Genomic DNA, 17,770 nt, shown 5'->3' with positions numbered 1-17,770 from the left:
CTGAACACAGCGACGACGCACCCGCGGAAATGTGACGCAGATACGCTTCGACAGTATTGGCTTCAGTGAACGTCACTTTGCTTCCCCGGCAAGCGCCTTAAATAATTCAGATTTCATTAAGCGTAAATTCTTAAAACGATCTTTAATCGAACGCGCTTGGGTATCGAGTGTATGAAGAAACTTTACCGCTTCACGCTGAACTTCGAGCGGGGGAACGACAAGCGTATGTGCTCGAATATCTTGCCCATTCACCTTCCAGATGCCGTTTGAGGACTTTGCGCGTGAAATAAGGCGGCCGTGAACGGTTGCATGGTTCCATTGAGCCACAACGAAATTAGCAAGAATCTTCTCGGGATTGAACCGCATTCGTATAAGCAAGTCCGGGTAGACCAAATCAGGATAAGTTTGACGACTGATCCCCACACGCCCGCATATATCGCGGTTACCATTTCCGCGAACGGCAAAGATATCTCCCGACTTCACCGTAAATTGTTTAGCCTCTATCGCTGTCATGTGTACGAATTTTATGCAGCCTTCAGGATCAAATATCCCTGCGCGAACGGCGCTAATGCTCACGGTTTTGAAGCCCTTGTCACTATCGCTTGGCGCGGGTGAGCGACCGTTGTTTGGGCCATCCACCAGCAAGCTCTCGACTGTCGCAGTTTCTTTGCCATCCCCATACTGCTCAAGAATACGACTCACGTAGGATTCTCGTGTGGCGGAAAGTCTTAGCGCTGCAATATCGAGAATCTCCTCAGTTGCCCTGTATGCTGCAAGTGCTTCCACCAGCCGCGCCTGTTCCTGTATCGGCGGCAACGGGAACTCAAATGCTTCGAGGTCCGAGAAATTGATGTAGGGGTTCACCGAACCCTTCGAATGCTTGATCGAATAGCTGTGGAACGTCTCCGTTTGCATGAGGAAAGGCAGCAGTTCGGGCATTAGACGAGCAGGGTCTTTCGTTTCCAACACGAAGGTCGTGTTCGCCGTGATCCCCTCAAAATCCGCCAATGCCACCTTGCGCAGATAGGTCCGGCGGGAACCATAAAGCACATGCCCCGGTCGGAACCGCATGTGGAAGGCAGGGCCGAGGTAGTCGTCCCCGATCAAGCCCCAGCGGCGGATGCGCAAGTCGTCCGTGTCCATGTGCTCCCCGGCAATATAGCGCTCCAGTCCAGAGTCCCACGGATCAACCTTGTCGTTGACCTTGCGCACTACATCTCCAAACGCCACCTGATTCCAGCTTGCTTTGGAAGTTACACGATCAAGCATCGGAGGCCTCCGCAGCCGCAAGGCCATCCAGCATATCCACAAGCGCGTCCATGCCGGACCAGAATTCGCGTCCGTCTTCGTCAAAGGCGCTCCACATAGCAGTCAAGGACAAACCCTCGCTGTCGCGAACAACCTTGGGCCGCTTCACGTAGTGATGGATCGAGAGGTTGCAGTTAGCGGCCTGCACTTCCGAAACATTGACGACGGCAGCAAACCCGTCTTCATTGGCAAAGTTTCGATAAGCCGAGAGGATCCGATCCTGATTGTCAGCCCGAAGGAAACTTTGCGCGCGTTCACGAACAATCTCATTCACTGCATCGATAAACAGGATGCGCCCTTTGCGATCCGCCGGCTTGCTCGACCGGCAGATGACCACGCAGGCTTCCATGGGCGAGTTATAGAACAGGCCGGGCCCAAGCCCGAGCACGCACTCGATTTTATCGGAGGCAGTCAGCTTGCGCCGCATCTCGGCTTCTTCGTTGCGGAAAAGCACGCCATGCGGGAACAGGATCGCACACCGGCCGGACTTCGGGTCCATCGAAGACAGAATATGCTGGAAGAAGGCATAGTCCGCTCGGCCTTGCGGGGGTGTGCCGAGGAAGTTCCGCCCCCAAGCATCCTGTTCCCAAGCGTCACGGTTCCACTTCTTGATTGAGTAAGGTGGATTGGCCAGCACCACGTCGAACGTGTGCGGCTTGTCGCCCATGACGAAGGCCGGCGCTGCAAGGGTGTTGCCGCTGGCAACGTGGAAATCGTCCACGCCATGAATGACCAGATTCATGCGAGCGATGGCGGCGGTGATGGTGATCAGTTCCTGCCCGAACAGGCTGATCGTCCGCGCATCGCCCCCCCTGCGCTTCACCTCGGCAAGACAGGAAATCAGCATGCCACCTGTGCCGCAGGTTGGATCGTAAACGCTTTCACCCGGCTGGGGCTGCAGCATCTGCGCCATCAGGTGAACCAGCGTGCGGTTGGTGTAGAACTCCTGTGCAGTGTGGCCGCTGTCGTCGGCAAATTTCTTGATCAGATATTCGTAGCCATTGCCAAGCTCATCCTCAGGCACCGCCGCCAGAGTCAGCTCGTGCTTAGAAAAGTGCTCGATCAGGTTCTTAAGCGTGCTGTCGGGCATCTGCGCCTTGTCGGTCCAGTTGGCGCTGCCGAACACGCCTTGCAACCGTTCGGGATTGGCCGCCTCGATGGCGAGGAACGCTGACAGCAGGGCCCGGCCAACATCACGTGGAGCAGAGCGCACGGCCTGCCAGTGCGCGCCATCGGGGATCACAAAGCGATCGTTGGCGGTGTCGGTGGCATAGCCCTTGTCGCCGGTCTCCTCGAAAGCCTGCTGGTAATCCTCGTCCCACACGTCGGACAGGCGTTTGAAGAACATCAGGGGGAAGATGTATTGCTTGTAGTCGCTGGCATCGATGAGGCCCCGCAAAAGGGTTGCCGCGCCCCAGAGATAGCTTTCCAGCTCGCGCTGACTTATGTTGCTCATTGCAGCCAGCCCCCTTCGGTCATTACTATACGAAGATGATCCTCGGCCGCGCGGGCATCGGCAAGCGCCGTTTTGAATGCCTCGATTGCTGACGGCAGCGGTGGGATATCCTGACCAATAGGCGGCAGGACATAGCGCGAGATGTTGAGCGTCCAGCCTTCCTTCTTGATCTCGTCTAGAGTGGCAACCTTCCCGCGGTCGTCCACGTCCTCGAACCTCCGATACCAACCAACAATTTGCGCGCTGTGTTCGGCGTCAAGGAAATTTTGCGCCTGCCCCTTTCGGAACAGCGTCGAGGCGTCGACGATCAGGACTTTGTTCTTGCGTTCCGCCGGTTTCTTGCGACGCAGGATTACCACGCAACCGGCCAATTGGGTGCCGTAGAACAGGTTTGGCGCGAGGCCGATGACGGCTTCGATCATGTCCATTTCCAGCAGCTTCTGCCGGATCGAGCCTTCCGCCGATTTGCGGAACAGCGCGCCTTGCGGAAGCACCACGGCCATGCGGCTGTTGCCGGTGAAAGCCATCGACGCGATCATGTGCTGGACAAATGCGTAATCGCCATAACTCTCAGGCGGCAGTCCAAACTCGGCACGGCCCCAAGGATCGGACTCCCACAGTTCGCGCCCCCATTCCTTGAGCGAGAATGGCGGGTTCGCAATGACGCAGTCGAACGTCGCTAAGCCTGAGGTGCTTGGATCGGAAAAAGCCGGTTCCCGTAGGGTATCTTCGCGGGCGACCTGGAAATCCTCAATTCCGTGCAGAACAAGGTTCATGCGGGCGATGGCAGCTGTGGTAAGGTTTTTCTCCTGACCGTAGATCTTGCCGTAGAAGGTCCTCGGGTCGCCACCCTGGCGCACGACATGCTCGATCGCTCCTAGCAGCATACCCCCGGTGCCGCAGGCGGGATCGTAGATGCTTTCGCCTTCCTGCGGATCTAGGATCTCGACCATCATCCTGACCACATCTCGCGGCGTATAGAACTCGCCAGCCTTGTTGCGCCGAGTGACGTCAGCGAACTTGCCGACAAGAAATTCGTAGGCGTCGCCCAGGACGTCGGTGCTTACAGCGGTGTTGCCGAGATTGATGCCAGAAAAACCCTCGATCAGGTCCTTCATCAGCTCGTCGGAGAACTTCTCCTTGTTGCCCCAGTCGGCCGAACCGAAGACGCGGAAAAGCGTGTCGGGATTGGCGCGCTCGATCTCCCGCATAGCCGCTTGCAGCGCGGTGCCTAGATTGGTGGAGGTCTCGCGGATATCGTTCCAATGACATCCTTCAGGCATCGCGAACCGGTGAATTTCCGGGAATATCGATGGATCAGCGTCACCAAAGGTTTGCCGAGCATCTTCAGTTTCTTCATCCCATACGTCCGAGATGCGCTTGAAGAACAGGAGGGGCAGCATGTACCCCTTCCAATCTGTGCGATCGACCGCAGAGCCCCGCAATATGTTGGCAGCCTCCCAGAGTGCGGATTTTAGTTCAGCTTGTGACAGTAATGACATTGTGTCTGCGTAGCGGCGTCTGAAGGGCGGGCCAACCGGCTATGCAAACTGTGGTCGATCGCTACGCTGTTCGCTCTGGTCTAAAGTCGGTCGGCACGCGCGTTGCCTCAACGTCCCCTGGTCGGTTGGCCAACAGCGGGCGGTCGAACTCGCGCAAAACGGGGTATCTTATATGGAAGGTCCACCTACGGGCGTTTCCAACAGCAGCTTCGGCTCGATCCCCAGCGCGTCCGCGAGCCGTCCCAGTGCTCGCACAGACGGGTTCCTAGTGCCGCGTTCGAGGTCGCTCACGTAGCTGAGTTCCATACCCGCATCGAGCGCCAACCGCTCCTGTGACAAACCTTTCAGCTTCCGATGATGGCGCACGTTCGCGCCAAAAATTAAATTATCCGACTACGTACTGAAGCTGTCGATCACTAGCGAGAACTTCTCGACCATTTTCCACGTGCAGCTCCACCCGTTTGAGTCGTCCGGTAGTAACGGCCTTTTTGAAAATCTTACCGAAGCGCTTTTTGTCTGTTTGATCAGACCAATAATCCCCATAGATCTCGTCAATCTTTTTAAGGCCTGCGTCGGTGACGTCGATACGCCACTGCGCAATCTCTAATTCCTCCGTGGTCATTTCACGTTCATCGGCAGGCTTATTGAACATATCTGTCGGCATATGGCTGTCCTTTTGATGGCAGCCTTAACAGGCTGTAATTTGGCAAGCTAATCGAGCAGATCTCCCAATCGGCAATCTAGCGCGATGCCGATCCGCTCTAGCACTGAGACTGTAGGGTTCCGTACAACCCGTTCTATGCCACTGACATAGGTCCGATCGAGGCCTGCTTCATCGGCCAGTGTCTCCTGCGACCAGCCACGCTCCTTGCGCAGCCTTTTCATATTCGCAGCCAGTCGATGCCGGACGTCCATACCCCAGCCTGAGCCGATCTGCGGCCGATCGGACCACGGACTATGAGTCTCATTTTCTCTAGCTTTGGCACCAACCGTCGGTAATCTCACCGGTGGCTGGTGTCTCACCATGCCCGACACAGGGCCTCTTACAGGAGCACACCATGAAGTATTTCATTGCCGTAACGGCGTTGGCGCTTGCCGCCTGCACCCATCCAGCTGACGTGTCCCATCCTCTTACCGAGGTCGCCGACAAGAATGCCCACTTCACCGTCAAGAACACCGCCGAAGGTTTTAGCGTCGAGGTCCGTTACTCCCGCTATCAGTTCGTCCCAGAGGCAAGCGCGCTGCTGGTGGCTTGCCGATCGCTGGTGACCGCCCGCGCCTACGACGAAGCTAAAGCCCGCGGTCGTGAGATCCAGCCGATCAACGAACAGACCATTCGCGTCTCCGCGTACGCGAGCGACGTCATGAATGCTTGCAAACTGCTGCTGTAAACCTGTTTCAGTCATGTCCGCTGAGTCATTCCCGCTGGACGACAGCGTGTGGCGTTGACTCAGCCGCCATCATGTTCCACATTTGTTCTCATGGAACACGCACCCGAGTCGATGCGCGATGGCGCTGAACCCCTGTCTCAGACGCACCATCTTATCGCGGAAATCTTGCCCGAACTTCGGCCTGCCGAGATGCAGACGGTCTACTTCCAGTGCATCGAGGACGGTCGGCAGTCCGAGCTTCGTAAGCATCGCGTCCCATGCCCGGTCGACGTCTTGGACGGGACGGCCGTGGTAGTTGACCAGCCAGCCGCGGCCGGCGCGGTCTTCCGGCTTGAGGTCCATGAACGTCGCGTATTCGGCGCGCAGCCAGCGATCGAGCGTTGGGAGAACCGGCACCAAAGCGCGATACTTCTTGTTCTGCGTCCTGCCCTGCGGGTTCAGGTCGATCGTCGGCGCACCTGGCCACCACTGCTCACGGTCGGCCGCTACGTTGATGTCCACAACGGCAGCGGCCGATTGATGAGAACCGGATGCGCTAACATGGCGTCCACCAGCGCGTCGTCTGATAGCGCCGCGTCACCAAGACCGAGCTCCGCATGGGGTGTCCCCTTCTCGCGCAGCAGATCGCGGGGCGTGATTCCAGCGCGACTGATAAGCTCGACAAGCAGCGCGCGTGAAGGCGGCGTCTTCAGATATTCAACTCAGATATTCAACAACGTGCGGCTCGATGCCGGCATTGCGGATCATCGCCAGCGTGTTGCGCGACGTGCCGCACTCGGGGTTGTGATAGATCACGATATCGACGGCCACGAGGCATCCTTTCAGCGGCATGGGGTGAGTTCGGCCAGAAGCGGCGCGCACAGTTCGGGTAAGCCGGCATAGCAGTCCTTGATGAGGAACAGGGTTAGTGTGCGCAGCCCGTCCAGATCGGCGCGGTAGACGATCGAGCGGCTACGCCGTTCGGAACGGACGATGCCAGCACGAGAGAGGATGCCAAGATGCGCGGACATAGTATTTTGCGGCACCTTAAGTTGGCGTGCGATTTCGCCGGCGGCCAACCCATCTGGTTCGTGGCGAACCAGTAGGCGGAAAACGTCGGGGCAAGTGCCCCGTGCGAGAGCGGTAAGTGCAGCAATAGCCGAATCGTTTTCCATATATCCAGCACAGAGGATATGTCAGACGCCGCTAGCTGGAGATCTCCGAAGCCGATTTTATCGGTTCACCATCTTTTTCGAGAAATCTGGCGTGCCGCCCGGCCGTGGGGAATGCGTGCGGCATGGGCCCACGTCCCCATGAACGAAGGGCCAAAGTTGGGAAGTGAAATTCTCGCCGTGCACGTCCACAACTGAGTCTTCGCGCGGATGAGTATCGCTGGCAGACGAATAGGTGGAGCAAGTTACTTCAAATCCTGAGCTACCCGTTTGCCGCCGCGCCGTAGTTATCGGGCGGATGGCACTGTTACCAGATCCGTACGCGGTCGGCCGGTGCGAGATACTGCTTCTGGCCAGGGTCAATCTTCCACGCGGCGTACCAAGCATCCACGTTGCGTAGCGGGTTCACCGCACGGATCTGACCCGGCGAGTGCGGGTCGCTGACCAGCTGCTGTCGGAGCGCCTCGTCCCGGAACAGCGTCCGCCAAACCTGTCCCCAACCCAGGAAAAAGCGCTGATCGCCGGTGAAGCCGCCAAGCACGGGGGCAGCCTTGCCGCCTAGCGAGGTGTGATACGCGTCGAGCGAGATCAGCACCCCGCCAAGATCGCCTATGTTCTCGCCCATCGAAGCGCGGCCATTGATGTGAATGCCGGGCAGCCCGTCGAAGCTGTACGCCTCGTACTGTTCGCCTAGCCTTGCCGCCTGTGCCTCGAACTTGGTCGCGTCCTCCGCCGTCCACCAGTCGCGCAGAACGCCACGGCCGTCCGACTTTCGGCCCTGGTCGTCGAAGCCGTGGCTGATCTCATGGCCGATCACGCCGCCGATGCCGCCATAATTCACGGCGTCGTCCGCCCTTGGGTCGAAGAAGGGCGGCTGCAGGATTGCGGCCGGGAAGACGATCTCGTTCTTGACCGAGTTATAATAGGCGTTGACCGTCTGTGGCGTCATTCCCCATTCAGCCTTGTCGACCGGAATGCCGATCCGTGCCCGCCGGTAATCCCATTCGAAGCGTTGCGCGGCCTCTGCGTTGCCGACAAGGTCGCCCGGTTTGATTTCGAGGCCGGCATAGTTCCGCCAGTTGTCTGGGTAGCCGATCTTGACGTTAAAGCCCCGGAGCTTGTCGAGCGCCTGCTCCTTCGTGGCAGCGCCCATCCATCTTAGATTGCGGATTCGCCCAGCCAACGCCACGCGCAAATTGCGGACGAGCTGGTCCATCTTCGCCTTGGACGCAGGCGGGAAGTAGAGCGCGACATAGTCCCGCCCGATTCCCTCACCGACGCCATTCTCGGCGAACGCCACCGCGCGCTTCCAGCGCTCGCGCTGCTGCGGCTGGCCGTTCAGGAATTTCGAGCGAAACTCGAATTGCGCGTCGACGAAGCGCTTCGAAAGGAGTGGTGCGATGTCGTCGGTGATGCGGAACGCCTCCCACGCCTTCAGCGTATCGAGGTCACTCTCGGCGAACACCTTGGCGATGCTGGGGAAGGCGGTGTTCTGCGCCACGATCGCGCGGTTGGCGGCGTCGACGCCGGCAGCCTCGAAGAAGGTCGCCCAGGGGAAACCGGGTGCCTGGCTCGCCAACTGCGCGGGCGTCGTCGGGTTGTAGGTCTTGTCGCGGTCGCGGCTCTGCGCGCGCGTCCAGTGCGCCTGCGCGAGCCTGGTCTCCATTGCCACGACGTTCCCCGCCGCGGCCTCGGCGTCGGGCCATCCCGCAAGAGTCAGCATCTGCGTCACATATTGGCGATACCGCGCAACCTGTGGAGCGAACTTGCCGTCGATATAGAGGTCGCGATCGCCGAGGCCCAAGCCGGACTGCCGCAAATAGAGGGCGTACACGTCTGGCTGCTTGGCATCGTCGTTGACGCCGGGCGCGAAGAAGCTGGCGCCAAAACCGCCGAGCGAGCGCCCCATGAACCGTGCGATGTCGTCCTTCGACGTAGCAGCCCTCAGCGGCGCCAGTCGCTGGGTCAGCGGTGCGGCGTCGAGCTTCTCTGCAGTGGCGGTGTCCATGAACCCTGCGTAAAGGATTGCTGCCTTCATCCGGTCGGGATGCGCGGTGTCGGAAGCGCTATAGCGGCCGATGAGGCTACGCAGCCTCTGCTCAGAAATGTCGCGCAAAACCGCGAAGGCACCGTAGGATGATCGATCCGGCGGGATCTTCGTTCGGTCCGCCCACGCACCATTGACGAAGCGGAACCAGTCATCACCCGGCTTCACGCTACGATCCATCCCTGTCATGTCAAAGCCCCAGGCGCCGTAGCTGGTCGCCGCGGTGCTATCCGTTGGCACTGCCGCTGTCGGCTGCGCAGTCTGGCGAGCAACCGCACTCCCGATCGCGACGACGCCGAGGAGGGCAACAAGCGGCATATGCTTCAAAACCAACCATCTTCTCCGATTAAGGACATTGCACCTTACCTTTATGATGGCTTCGCGCTAGCAGAAACCATGCAATGATGTGGCCCACATCAAGATGCTGCCGAGCTCATCTGGATAATGAATGGATGCGTAGGTTTCGGAAGCGGGGAAGGGCCCCCGAATGCCAGCTATCGTCTTCCATGCAGCGGGCCAATCATATTCACGAGCTCTCCGAAAGCGTGGGAGCATGTCTCAAGTCGTACCGTTTGGATCGTGCATGGTGAGTCGGATGGCTACAGCTGCCAACGGCCCTGGCGCTTACTCCGAGACGTAAGAAGGGCATCCGAGTCGCCTCGAATGCCCTAATTTGGCAAACCGCTTGGGAGCAACCTGCCTGCAGTTCTAAGCGCTCAGTCTGTTAGATGCCATTCGAAAGATTGGTATCCGGGTCGTTGGTCCGCATGTCTTCAGCCTGATTCTGGCCTGTCGCGCGCACTGCGTCGGCCTTGTTCTCCAGGCTCGCTTCAGCTGCTTCGTTGCCCGTGGCGTCGGCGGCGTCTTCGAGGTTATCGGCGACGGCTTCAGTGTTCGACTCGATCTTATCGGCCGCCTGCTCGCGCGGGCTGGTGTTGCAAGCTGCGAGCGAGAGCAGACCGGTAACGACGGCGACAGCAAAAAATTTCTTCATGATCAACCCTTTTTGTGGTGCGATACGGATACACGACGGCGGTAGGAATTCAACGCCGATCCACTTGGTGGGGTATGGCTGCCCAGCGGCCAGCAACGCCTTGCCTAAGCGATCCCTCAACAGGCAGGAACCAGTGGCCAAACCCATGCGCTCGGAGCGCTATCACTGAGGAAGAAGCGATGGATGAGTTTGCGCGCATGATGAGTATGGAGGGTGTGCGTCCTCTTGATACCCCAAAGGAAAAATCCCGGCGGATTGTCAAACAGCGGTCTCCAGACCCGAGCCAACCCTTAGAAACTATCCAAGAATTGGGGGCAGGCGGTTATGCATGGGTTACAGGAAAACGTGCGCGCACTGCGCTCGAGACGGCGTTGGAACGCATGGCCAGCGAGATCCGCAGCGGACGGCGCGGCTGGGCAACCGGCATTCTTCAGGATGGCAGGACAGTCACATTGCCTGCTTCGTCAGGAGCGGCGTCACTGCTTGGCACCGCAGATCGGCAATCGTTACGCCTGATGATTGTCGGCGGCGACGGCTGGACCTTCGTAATGCATCCGATGATGGGAGTCGCTACGCTTGATAACGATCCTGCCTAGCCCGATGAACAAGCGTCAGGAAAGGGAATGCAGGTGGAGCGGCTGGACGTCGAGAAACCGGTTTTCCTGACTGAGGGGCGGCGGTCCATGTTACTTTTGCTGATCCGTCCCTCGTTGAGCCCTTTCATTGGATTGTCCGTTCCGCCATGGCCAGCGCCCGTCAATCTTGACGTGACCCCCGCCTTTCATCCAGCTGGAACCAGAGATTGACCGTTGTTGTCGCGCAGGAGCGCGGGTGAAGCAACGGGCGGGTTTGAACCCGCCCGTTGCTTTTCGAGTTCGGCGGCAAAGGCGGCCGGTGTGGCGTAGCCGAGTGAGGAGTGCGGCTGCTCGGTGTTGTAGTGCTCGACCCAGCGGGCGAGGATCGTGCGCGCCTGGCGGACCGTGAAGAACAGCGTCTCATTGAGTAGCTCGTCGCGCATGCGGCCGTTGAAGCTCTCGACGAACCCGTTCTGCGTCGGTTTGCCCGGTGCGATATAGTGCCACTCGACGCCGGCATCGCCCGACCACGCCAGCACCGCGTTTGAGGTCAGCTTGGTGTCATTGTCGCTGACGATCATCTTGGGCGAGCCACGCTCGGCGATCAGGTCACCCAGCTCGCGCACCACCCGCTTGCCTGATATCGACGTGTCGAGCACAGCCCGCAAACACTCGCGTGTCACGTCGTCGACGATGTTGAGGATATGGAACCGCCGCCCCGTGGCCATCTGATCATGAACGAAGTCCAGGCTCCAGCGCTGGTTGGGTAGCGCCAGGACCGGCGCAGGTGCCCGCGCGCCGACGGTGCGCTTTCGTCCCTTCCGCCGACGGACTGTCAGACCTTCCTCGCGGTAAAGCCGCTGGGTCTTCTTGCGGTTGATCGTGATGCCCTCCCGCCGAAGCAGGATGTGCAACCGCCGATAGCCGAACCGTCGGCGCTGCTGCGCCAGCTCACGCAGACGCGACCGAAGGTCGCCATCATCCGCCCGTCTCGAGCGATACCGCATGCTCTTGCGATACGCCGCGACGACAGCACACGCCCGCCGCTCGCTCATCCCCAGCGCCGTCTGGAGATGCGCGACTGCTTCCCGCTTCGCGGCAGGCGTCGCCATTTTTTTGAGAGCAGGTCCTTCAGACCTGCGTTGTCGAGCATCGTCTCCGCCAGCAGTCGCTTGAGCCGCGCGTTCTCCTCCTCGAGCGCCCGCAACCGCTTAGCATCGGACACCTCCAGACCGCCGAACTTGGCCTTCCAGGCGTAATAGCTGGCGCTAGACATCCCGTGCCGACGACACAGATCCGTCACCACCGCACCTGCCTCGGCTTCCTTCAGGATGCCAATGATCTGCTCTTCCGAAAACTGCTTTCGCTTCATCTGTCCGTCCCATTCCGGGGTCGGACTCTAGCTCCAACTGGAGGAAAAAACGGGGGTCACGTCAGCGCTCCTGCGCGACAACAACGGTCGGTCTCTGGTTCCAGCTGGATGAAAGGCGGGGGTCACGTCAGCGTCTGAAGTTGGGAAGCCCAAGAGGACTACGGAATGTCCACTTGTGGGTCTCTAGCTCCGTAACCAGCCGGTCATTCGAGCCTAAAACATTCTAAGGACGTCATGGTTCAAGCGACCTTTCGCTTTCTCCGCCTGCGCTGGCCCATGTTCCACTTCGTCCGCCAGAAGCCGTACACCGCGAGGCTGCCAAGCAGCGTCAGTACGATGCCCGACACGGTCATGGCGACCTTCCATGCAATGCCGCCCGTCTTGGCAGCGTGCACGGGATAGAGTTTCTCGCGGATCGATGCCGCCTTTCCCCGGGCCGCCGGATCGTCATAGGCCACGATCGTCAGCTTAACCGGATCGGCGTACACGAACGTCCGTCCGTTCGGGGTCCATTCGAAAGATTGGCGGAGGCGCAGGATGATGGGAGCGCCGGTCTTGCGCGGCATTTGCAGGCGGCGAAATTCGGCACCGGGAAACATCGCGGCAGCAGCCTTGAAAAGCGGCTTCAGGTCATGCGCGGATGGCGTGTCTCGGAAACTGTGAACTTTGGGTGCGACCGGGCGTGTTTCGGCAAGCAAGGGCCCACCCAACGCGGGAAAAATCATAAGAATGCCCGTCACCAGCGACACGAGCAGCAACGGCGCCGTCACGACGCCCATGTCCCGGTGGTGATGGACGATTGCGCCGGGCTTCATCGTCGCGGGCCATAACCGCAGCCGAAAGCGGCTGCGCATCCGCCACCACAGGATCACCCCCGTAATGAGGAAAAACAGGCCCGTAAGCCCGGCGACACCGGTAATTGTCTCGCCGACCAGAAGGCGATGATGCAGGTCGAACACCCACAATTCCGGTCGCTGCCATGACGAGGACCAGCGGTCGACCGTCACGCCGGCCTGGCTGATATAGGCACCGCTGCCGTCTGCGAAGATGGCCTGATGAACGCCCAGACCGTCGCCTGCGAACGTGATGCGGTCGATCTGGGACGGCGCGTCCGTCACGGCGCCGACCGCCAAGGCCAGCGATCCCGGATCGGCCCGGACTGGATCGCCAGCGTGCGCCACGAAGGTCAGCTGGTTGCGCCAGACGAGCAGCGTACCCGTGAGCCCCAGTACCGCCAGCAGCAGACCGCCGATCGCGCCGATCCAGCGATGCAGCAGGGACAGGATGCGCATCAGAAGCCGGCCTGCCAGCTCAACGTGAAATTGCGGCCCCGCCCCGTGTAAAAGCGCGCATTGTCGGTCGGACCCTGCGTATCGCTGTAGTAGGTAACGTAATCGGTATTGCCGACATTCTGAACGCTCAGCATTACGCGGCCTACCGATAGCTCGTAGGCGACATACGCGTCGAACAGCCGATAACCGACGAAGTCGTTGGCGATCGGCTGTCCCTCGAAGCGACGGGACAGGTAGTAGCGCCCCTGTACACGCGCACTGAAAGGGCCGTGGCTGTAATCCAGGTTGAGATTGAGGCGATCGGGCGAGATGTTGGCGCCGTCCAGATCGGCATCGAGAATGCCATCGGCGTTGGTGTCGGTGCGCCCGCCCAGATGACTGAAACCGGTACCGACCTTGAGACCGTGCAGCGGTGTGCGAACAGCGAGGTTCAATTCCAGACCCTCGATGTCGATCGGCTGGCGTGCAACGTTGAAGAACCCGTCGCTGCTGCGGACGAGCACCTGACCCAGATCGCTCGACGACCAATAATAGGTCACGCTGGCGTCCAGTGGCCCTTGTTTCACTTCGACGCCGATCTCGCGGTTGTTCGAGATTACCGGGGTCAGATCAAGAAAGTCGGTGATCCGGATATTCGGCTGACTGATACCGCGCAGGACACGACCGATATCGGCAATCGTGTAGCCCTCGGCATAGCTGCCATAGGCGCGGATCCACTTGACCGGCTCCAGCACGACACCGCCGTTCCACAGTGCGCGGTCGAAGGAAGGCTTCCCACCAATAACGGCCCGCGAGCTTGCGCTCGCGAGCGTCGTATAGTCGGGGATATCAAGCTGCACGTTCTCGTACCGGACCCCGCCTGCGACCCTGACGACACCATCGAACAGTTTGAGATTGGCCTGGCCGAACGGCGCGAGGCTGCGAAAATCGGTTTGCGGAACCCATGTGCGGCCGGTCTGCACCAGATCCTGCTTGGTGCGGTCGATCAACGCATCGAACCCGGCGGTCAGCGTCAGTGCCTTGAGCCCCGGCACCCGCGCTTCGCCACGCGCTCGACGCCCATCCTGCGGCCGAACGACTGCTTTTGCGTCGCGCGCTCGCTACGCTGGACGAGGCGCGACGCTGGATACTGATGCTGGGGCGCAAGGATGCCAGCGCGAGGATCGCGACGTTCCTGATCGACATGGCGCGGCGCACCGGCGGCGCGGGCCCGCGGTTCGAGCTGCCGGTCAGCCGGTCCGAGATCGGCGCGGTGCGCGGCCTGACGATCGAGAAGGTCAGTCGACAGATGACGGCATTGTGCGGCGCGCGGATCATCGCGCTGCCCGGGGGGCCGGACGGTCGCGAACCTCGACGCGGCGCGGCTGGCAGTATGGGCGGGGGCTTAACGCCGATCAGGCTGCGTTGCGCAGTGCGGCCAGGGTCACGCCGAGGTCCAGCCGCTGCGTACAGATCTTCGTCAGCACCGGGCGATGGCTGACGACGATCACGCCTTGGCCCGTCGCGTCGACCCGATTCACCAACCGCTCGGCGAGCAAGGCTTCTGTCGCTGCGTCCAGCCCTTCGCTCGGCTCGTCGAGCAACAGCCAGGGCGCAGCCGCGCAATAGGCGCGGGCCACCGCCAGCCGGCGGCGCTCGCCGCCCGACAGCCGCGCGCCATTCTCGCCGATCCAGCTGTCCAGCCCGGCATCGAGCGCGCGGATGCGATCGTCGAGGACCGCATCGTGCAGGGCGCGCCACAGGGTCGCGTCGTCCGCCTGCGGGTTCGCCAGCAGCAGATTGTCGCGGATGCTGCCCGACAGCAGCATCGCATCCTGCGGCGCCCAGGCGAAGGCCGTGCGGCGCGTCGCGGGCGCGATCGTCGCGACGTCGACGCCGCCGAGCCACAGCGTCTGCGGGGCGATCGGCCGCAGCCCGATCAGCTGCTCGACCAGCGTGGTCTTGCCGATCCCCGACGCGCCGACCAGCGCCAGCCGCGTGCCGGCGGGCGCTATGCAGTCGCGGGCCGGCAGTGCGAAGCGGATCGCCGGGGCGGGGTCGCTCAGGGCAGCGGCGGGGCGGCATTGATCGGGTGCCGCGAAGACTGCGCCGAGCCGTATTTGCGCTTCCGTGAGGCGACCGCGGTCGATCATCGCGCGCAGCAGCGGCCCGGCGGCATCGATCGTCATCGCCGCCGCCAGCGCCGCGAGCGCGGCCCGCGGTGCGCCCGATCCCGCCGCGAGCGTCACCGCGCCCGCGGCGGCGACCCCGACCGCGGCGGCGTGGAGCAGCTCGAACCAGCCGGCGGCGTTCGCGTGCGCGCGCTGCGCCGCCGCGAGCGTCCGGCTCTGCGCGTCGATCTGGTCCGCCGCCCATGTCTCGAGGCCGTAGCAGCGAAGTTCGGGCGCAGCGTCCGCAAGGCTCGCAAAGGTTTCGCGCAGCGCCGCCGACGCCTGCTGCACCGCGCGGCCGGGGGCGACGAGCCGGGCGGACAGATGGTGGCCGACGAGCAGCAGCGCGATCATGCACGCCGCGGTGACCGCGACCGCGGCGATCCCGCCGAGCCAGACGAGGCACAGCCCCGCGCCGGACGCGGCGGCGACGCCCCAGGGTGCCGACAGTCGCACGAACCGCGTCTCGATCGCATCGACGTCGCCGACCATCCGCGCGGTCGCGTCGCCGGTGGTAAACGCCAGCGCGCGGGCGGGCGGCTGCGCCGCCAGCGCGCGGAACACCGCGGGCCGGATCCGCGCGAGCGCGCCGAACGCGGCCTCGTGGCTCGCCAGCCGTTCGCCATAGCGTGCGCCGGTGCGCACGATCGCGAGCAGGCGGATGCTCGCGCTCGGCAGCATGTAGTTGAATGCGAGGATCGCGACCGGCCCCGCCAGCCCGGCGATCGCCGCGGCGGTGATGAACCAGCCCGACAGGCCGAGCAGGATGACCGAGGCGGCGGCGACGAGCGCGGCATAGAATGCGGCGCGGCGGAGCAGGCGGCGCTGGCCGCGGCGTTCGCCGGCGATCAGGATTTCGAGCGGCGTGGTCACGCGGGATCTCCCAAACGGACGATGTGGTCGGCGATGGCGGCGAGGCGGTCGCTATGCGTCGCGATCAGCGTGGTCCGCCCGCGGCACGCGGTCTTGATCGTCGCGATCAGTGCGGTTTCGGCGACCGCGTCGAGATGCGCGGTCGGCTCGTCGAGCAGCAGGATCGGCGCGGGCTTCAGCAGCGCGCGGGCCAGCGCGATCCGCCGCCGCTCGCCTCCCGACAGCCCGCCGCCACGCGCGTCGAGGAGCGAGCCGAGCCCGCCCGCGCGCGCGCCCAGCATCGCCGACAGACCGGCGCGCGCGACGACGACGTCGATCTCGGGCGCGGTGGCGTGGCGCTGCGCGAGCCGCAGATTGTCGCGGATCGTCCCCGCCACGATCAGCGGATGCTGCCCCGCCCAGGCGGCCAGCGATGCGAGCGATCCGCCCTCCGCCAGCGGTTCGTCGTCCAGCCGCACGGTGCCGCCGCTCAGCGGGGCGAGCCCGAGCAGCAGATGAAGCAGGCTCGACTTGCCGCTGCCCGACGGGCCCAGCAGCGCGACGACGCGGCCGGCGGGCACCGCGAACGACAGGTGCGATACCGCGGCGCGATCCTCACCCGGATAGCGGATCGTGACGCGGTCGAAGGCGATCGAGGGCAGGGTACGCGGTGTCGGGAGAGCCGCCGCGGGCAGGGCGGGCGGGAGCGCGGAGAGCCGCTCGGCCGCGGTCTCGGCCGCCTGCTTGTCGTGATAGGCCGCCGCGAGCCGCCGCATCGGCGCGTAGAATTCGGGGGCCAGCGCGAGCACGAAGAAGGCGCGGCCGATATCGAGCTGTTCGGGGACGGGGAAGGGCAGGAGGCGGAGCAGGTTGAACCCGCAATAGACCGCGACCAGTGCGACCGAGAGCGCCGCGAAGAATTCGAGCGAGCCGGACGACAGGAACGCGACGCGCAGCACGCGCATCGTCCGCGCGGCAAGATCCTCCGCGGCGCGTCCGATCGCCTGCGTCTCGCGCTCTTCGGCGCGGAACGCCAGGATGATCGGCAGCGCGCGGACGCGGTCGGCGAAGTGGCTGGTGAGCCGCGCGAGCGCGACGAACTGCCGGCGCGACTGGTCGGCGGCGGCGCCGCCCGCCAGGATCATCGCAAAGACGAACGGCACCAGGGTCGCGATCAGGATGCACGCGGCGATCGGGCTGGCGATCGCGGTTGCGGCGAGGATGAGCAACGGGGCGACCGCGCCCGCCTTTCGCGCGGGCAGGAAGCGCGCGATATAGCCCTCCAGCGTTTCGACCTCGTCGACGACCGCGGTCATGAAGGCGCCGGTCGTGATCGCGGTGGCGGGATCGCGGTGCAGCGCGCCGGCGACCACGCGGGCCCGCACGCGGACCTTCGCCTGTTCGGCGCCCGCCGCGCCGCTGCGCGCCGACAGCATCGCGAAAAGGCCGCGCGCGGCACCGGCGAGTGCGGCGAGTATCGCCCAGGGCAGTATGGCGGCGATGCCGGCCGGAACCGCGACGATGGCGCCGGCAAGCCCGCCCGCAAAACCGATCGCGACCACGCTGTCGAGCAGCAGCAGCCCGGTCGAGACCTGTACCCGGCCCCCGTCACGGGTCGCCGTCTTGAGCCAATGCGTGCGCCTGTCCGGTGATGCTGCGTTCATGGCCGTCGCTGTCGCC

18 protein-coding genes and 1 pseudogene are annotated in these 17,770 nt (G+C 62.7%); 3 read left to right on the top strand and 16 right to left on the bottom strand.

Features of this window, described 5'->3' with window-relative positions; translation table 11 throughout:
• Nucleotides 1–72: 72 nt before the first annotated feature.
• From ASF00_RS04435 to ASF00_RS17855, 6 genes are all read right to left on the bottom strand, one after another.
• Entirely contained in the window at nt 73–1,269 is a 1,197-nt protein-coding gene (locus tag ASF00_RS04435; RefSeq protein ID WP_162233555.1) for a restriction endonuclease subunit S, read from the bottom strand.
• Entirely contained in the window at nt 1,262–2,764 is a 1,503-nt protein-coding gene (locus ASF00_RS04430) for a type I restriction-modification system subunit M (protein ID WP_055874610.1), read from the bottom strand. The genes ASF00_RS04435 and ASF00_RS04430 overlap by 8 nt, the downstream gene beginning before the upstream one ends.
• Entirely contained in the window at nt 2,761–4,266 is a 1,506-nt protein-coding gene (locus tag ASF00_RS04425) for a type I restriction-modification system subunit M (protein ID WP_055874607.1), read from the bottom strand. Before ASF00_RS04425 ends, ASF00_RS04430 begins: the two co-directional genes overlap by 4 nt.
• Nucleotides 4,267–4,434: 168 nt before the next feature.
• The gene (locus tag ASF00_RS04420) at nt 4,435–4,632 is read right to left on the bottom strand and encodes a helix-turn-helix domain-containing protein (RefSeq protein ID WP_235525608.1); all 198 of its coding nucleotides are present in this window, start codon (nt 4,630–4,632) and stop codon (nt 4,435–4,437) included.
• A 19-nt stretch (nt 4,633–4,651) separates the two neighbouring features.
• Complete coding sequence (locus tag ASF00_RS04415; protein ID WP_055874601.1) at nt 4,652–4,930, bottom strand: hypothetical protein; 279 nt, start codon at nt 4,928–4,930, stop codon at nt 4,652–4,654.
• Nucleotides 4,931–4,977: 47 nt separating this feature from the next.
• Nucleotides 4,978–5,181 (bottom strand): helix-turn-helix domain-containing protein, encoded by a 204-nt coding sequence (locus ASF00_RS17855; RefSeq protein WP_082463210.1) that lies wholly within the window; start codon nt 5,179–5,181, stop codon nt 4,978–4,980.
• A gap of 143 nt (nt 5,182–5,324) precedes the next feature.
• Between ASF00_RS17855 and ASF00_RS04410 the strand changes: the two genes are divergently transcribed.
• Nucleotides 5,325–5,657: a hypothetical protein gene (locus tag ASF00_RS04410; RefSeq protein WP_055874598.1), complete on the top strand. Its 333-nt coding sequence runs from the start codon at nt 5,325–5,327 to the stop codon at nt 5,655–5,657.
• Nucleotides 5,658–5,726: 69 nt separating this feature from the next.
• On the opposite strand, the gene ASF00_RS18920 is transcribed toward ASF00_RS04410, so the two are convergent.
• The 5 genes and pseudogenes from ASF00_RS18920 to ASF00_RS04385 form a co-directional block, all read right to left on the bottom strand.
• Nucleotides 5,727–6,158 (bottom strand): hypothetical protein, encoded by a 432-nt coding sequence (locus ASF00_RS18920; RefSeq protein WP_055874595.1) that lies wholly within the window; start codon nt 6,156–6,158, stop codon nt 5,727–5,729.
• Nucleotides 6,159–6,163: 5 nt separating this feature from the next.
• Nucleotides 6,164–6,467: pseudogene (gene arsC, locus ASF00_RS04400) on the bottom strand (arsenate reductase (glutaredoxin)); the annotation flags it as partial.
• A gap of 11 nt (nt 6,468–6,478) precedes the next feature.
• Entirely contained in the window at nt 6,479–6,811 is a 333-nt protein-coding gene (locus ASF00_RS04395; RefSeq protein ID WP_055874592.1) for an ArsR/SmtB family transcription factor, read from the bottom strand.
• Between the two features lie 304 nt (nt 6,812–7,115).
• On the bottom strand, nt 7,116–9,023 hold the full coding sequence (locus ASF00_RS04390) for a M13 family metallopeptidase (RefSeq protein WP_235525606.1): 1,908 nt from the start codon (nt 9,021–9,023) through the stop codon (nt 7,116–7,118).
• Nucleotides 9,024–9,579: 556 nt separating this feature from the next.
• Nucleotides 9,580–9,849: a hypothetical protein gene (locus tag ASF00_RS04385; RefSeq protein ID WP_055875422.1), complete on the bottom strand. Its 270-nt coding sequence runs from the start codon at nt 9,847–9,849 to the stop codon at nt 9,580–9,582.
• 179 nt (nt 9,850–10,028) lie between these two features.
• On the opposite strand from ASF00_RS04385, the gene ASF00_RS18235 reads away from it, so the two are divergent.
• Nucleotides 10,029–10,445 (top strand): hypothetical protein, encoded by a 417-nt coding sequence (locus ASF00_RS18235; protein WP_156348156.1) that lies wholly within the window; start codon nt 10,029–10,031, stop codon nt 10,443–10,445.
• Nucleotides 10,446–10,630: 185 nt separating this feature from the next.
• On the opposite strand, the gene ASF00_RS04380 is transcribed toward ASF00_RS18235, so the two are convergent.
• The 3 genes from ASF00_RS04380 to ASF00_RS04365 all read right to left on the bottom strand — a co-directional run bounded on the left by ASF00_RS04380 (nt 10,631) and on the right by ASF00_RS04365 (nt 14,122).
• Nucleotides 10,631–11,796 (bottom strand): IS3 family transposase gene (locus ASF00_RS04380; RefSeq protein ID WP_156348155.1). Its coding sequence is split into 2 segments (ribosomal slippage): nt 10,631–11,544 and nt 11,544–11,796, totalling 1,167 coding nucleotides; the frame shifts between segments, so codons are not numbered across the junction.
• A gap of 239 nt (nt 11,797–12,035) precedes the next feature.
• Nucleotides 12,036–13,088, bottom strand: coding sequence for a PepSY-associated TM helix domain-containing protein (locus ASF00_RS04370; RefSeq protein WP_055874581.1), 1,053 nt, complete (start codon nt 13,086–13,088; stop codon nt 12,036–12,038).
• Entirely contained in the window at nt 13,088–14,122 is a 1,035-nt protein-coding gene (locus ASF00_RS04365) for a TonB-dependent receptor domain-containing protein (protein WP_055874579.1), read from the bottom strand. The genes ASF00_RS04370 and ASF00_RS04365 overlap by 1 nt, the downstream gene beginning before the upstream one ends.
• Nucleotides 14,123–14,220: 98 nt before the next feature.
• Between ASF00_RS04365 and ASF00_RS17845 the strand changes: the two genes are divergently transcribed.
• Entirely contained in the window at nt 14,221–14,568 is a 348-nt protein-coding gene (locus ASF00_RS17845) for a helix-turn-helix domain-containing protein (protein WP_156348183.1), read from the top strand.
• On the opposite strand, the gene ASF00_RS04360 is transcribed toward ASF00_RS17845, so the two are convergent.
• Nucleotides 14,483–16,111: an amino acid ABC transporter ATP-binding/permease protein gene (locus ASF00_RS04360; protein WP_200910468.1), complete on the bottom strand. Its 1,629-nt coding sequence runs from the start codon at nt 16,109–16,111 to the stop codon at nt 14,483–14,485. The two genes, ASF00_RS17845 and ASF00_RS04360, sit on opposite strands and share 86 nt — an antisense overlap.
• Nucleotides 16,108–17,754, bottom strand: coding sequence for a thiol reductant ABC exporter subunit CydD (cydD, locus tag ASF00_RS04355; protein WP_055874576.1), 1,647 nt, complete (start codon nt 17,752–17,754; stop codon nt 16,108–16,110). Before cydD ends, ASF00_RS04360 begins: the two co-directional genes overlap by 4 nt.
• Between the last annotated feature and the right edge of the window lie 16 nt (nt 17,755–17,770).

It is taken from the genome of Sphingomonas sp. Leaf34 (assembly GCF_001421805.1).
Classification (GTDB): Bacteria; Pseudomonadota; Alphaproteobacteria; order Sphingomonadales; family Sphingomonadaceae; genus Sphingomonas.
Note: the sequence above shows the minus strand (reverse complement) of the source record. Positions and strands in the feature narration are given on the sequence as shown.

Excerpts from the sequence above, each read along its gene's own strand:
- ASF00_RS04435 (WP_162233555.1), bottom strand. The coding sequence starts at position 1,269 with ATGCTTGATCGTGTAACTTCCAAAGCAAGCTGGAATCAGGTGGCGTTT.
- ASF00_RS04370 (WP_055874581.1), bottom strand. The coding sequence starts at position 13,088 with ATGCGCATCCTGTCCCTGCTGCATCGCTGGATCGGCGCGATCGGCGGT.
- ASF00_RS04415 (WP_055874601.1), bottom strand. The coding sequence starts at position 4,930 with ATGCCGACAGATATGTTCAATAAGCCTGCCGATGAACGTGAAATGACC.
- ASF00_RS04410 (WP_055874598.1), top strand. The coding sequence starts at position 5,325 with ATGAAGTATTTCATTGCCGTAACGGCGTTGGCGCTTGCCGCCTGCACC.
- cydD (WP_055874576.1), bottom strand. The coding sequence starts at position 17,754 with ATGAACGCAGCATCACCGGACAGGCGCACGCATTGGCTCAAGACGGCG.
- ASF00_RS17855 (WP_082463210.1), bottom strand. The coding sequence starts at position 5,181 with ATGGACGTCCGGCATCGACTGGCTGCGAATATGAAAAGGCTGCGCAAG.
- ASF00_RS04430 (WP_055874610.1), bottom strand. The coding sequence starts at position 2,764 with ATGAGCAACATAAGTCAGCGCGAGCTGGAAAGCTATCTCTGGGGCGCG.
- ASF00_RS04425 (WP_055874607.1), bottom strand. The coding sequence starts at position 4,266 with ATGTCATTACTGTCACAAGCTGAACTAAAATCCGCACTCTGGGAGGCT.
- ASF00_RS17845 (WP_156348183.1), top strand. The coding sequence starts at position 14,221 with ATGCTGGGGCGCAAGGATGCCAGCGCGAGGATCGCGACGTTCCTGATC.
- ASF00_RS04395 (WP_055874592.1), bottom strand. The coding sequence starts at position 6,811 with ATGGAAAACGATTCGGCTATTGCTGCACTTACCGCTCTCGCACGGGGC.
- ASF00_RS18235 (WP_156348156.1), top strand. The coding sequence starts at position 10,029 with ATGGATGAGTTTGCGCGCATGATGAGTATGGAGGGTGTGCGTCCTCTT.
- ASF00_RS04385 (WP_055875422.1), bottom strand. The coding sequence starts at position 9,849 with ATGAAGAAATTTTTTGCTGTCGCCGTCGTTACCGGTCTGCTCTCGCTC.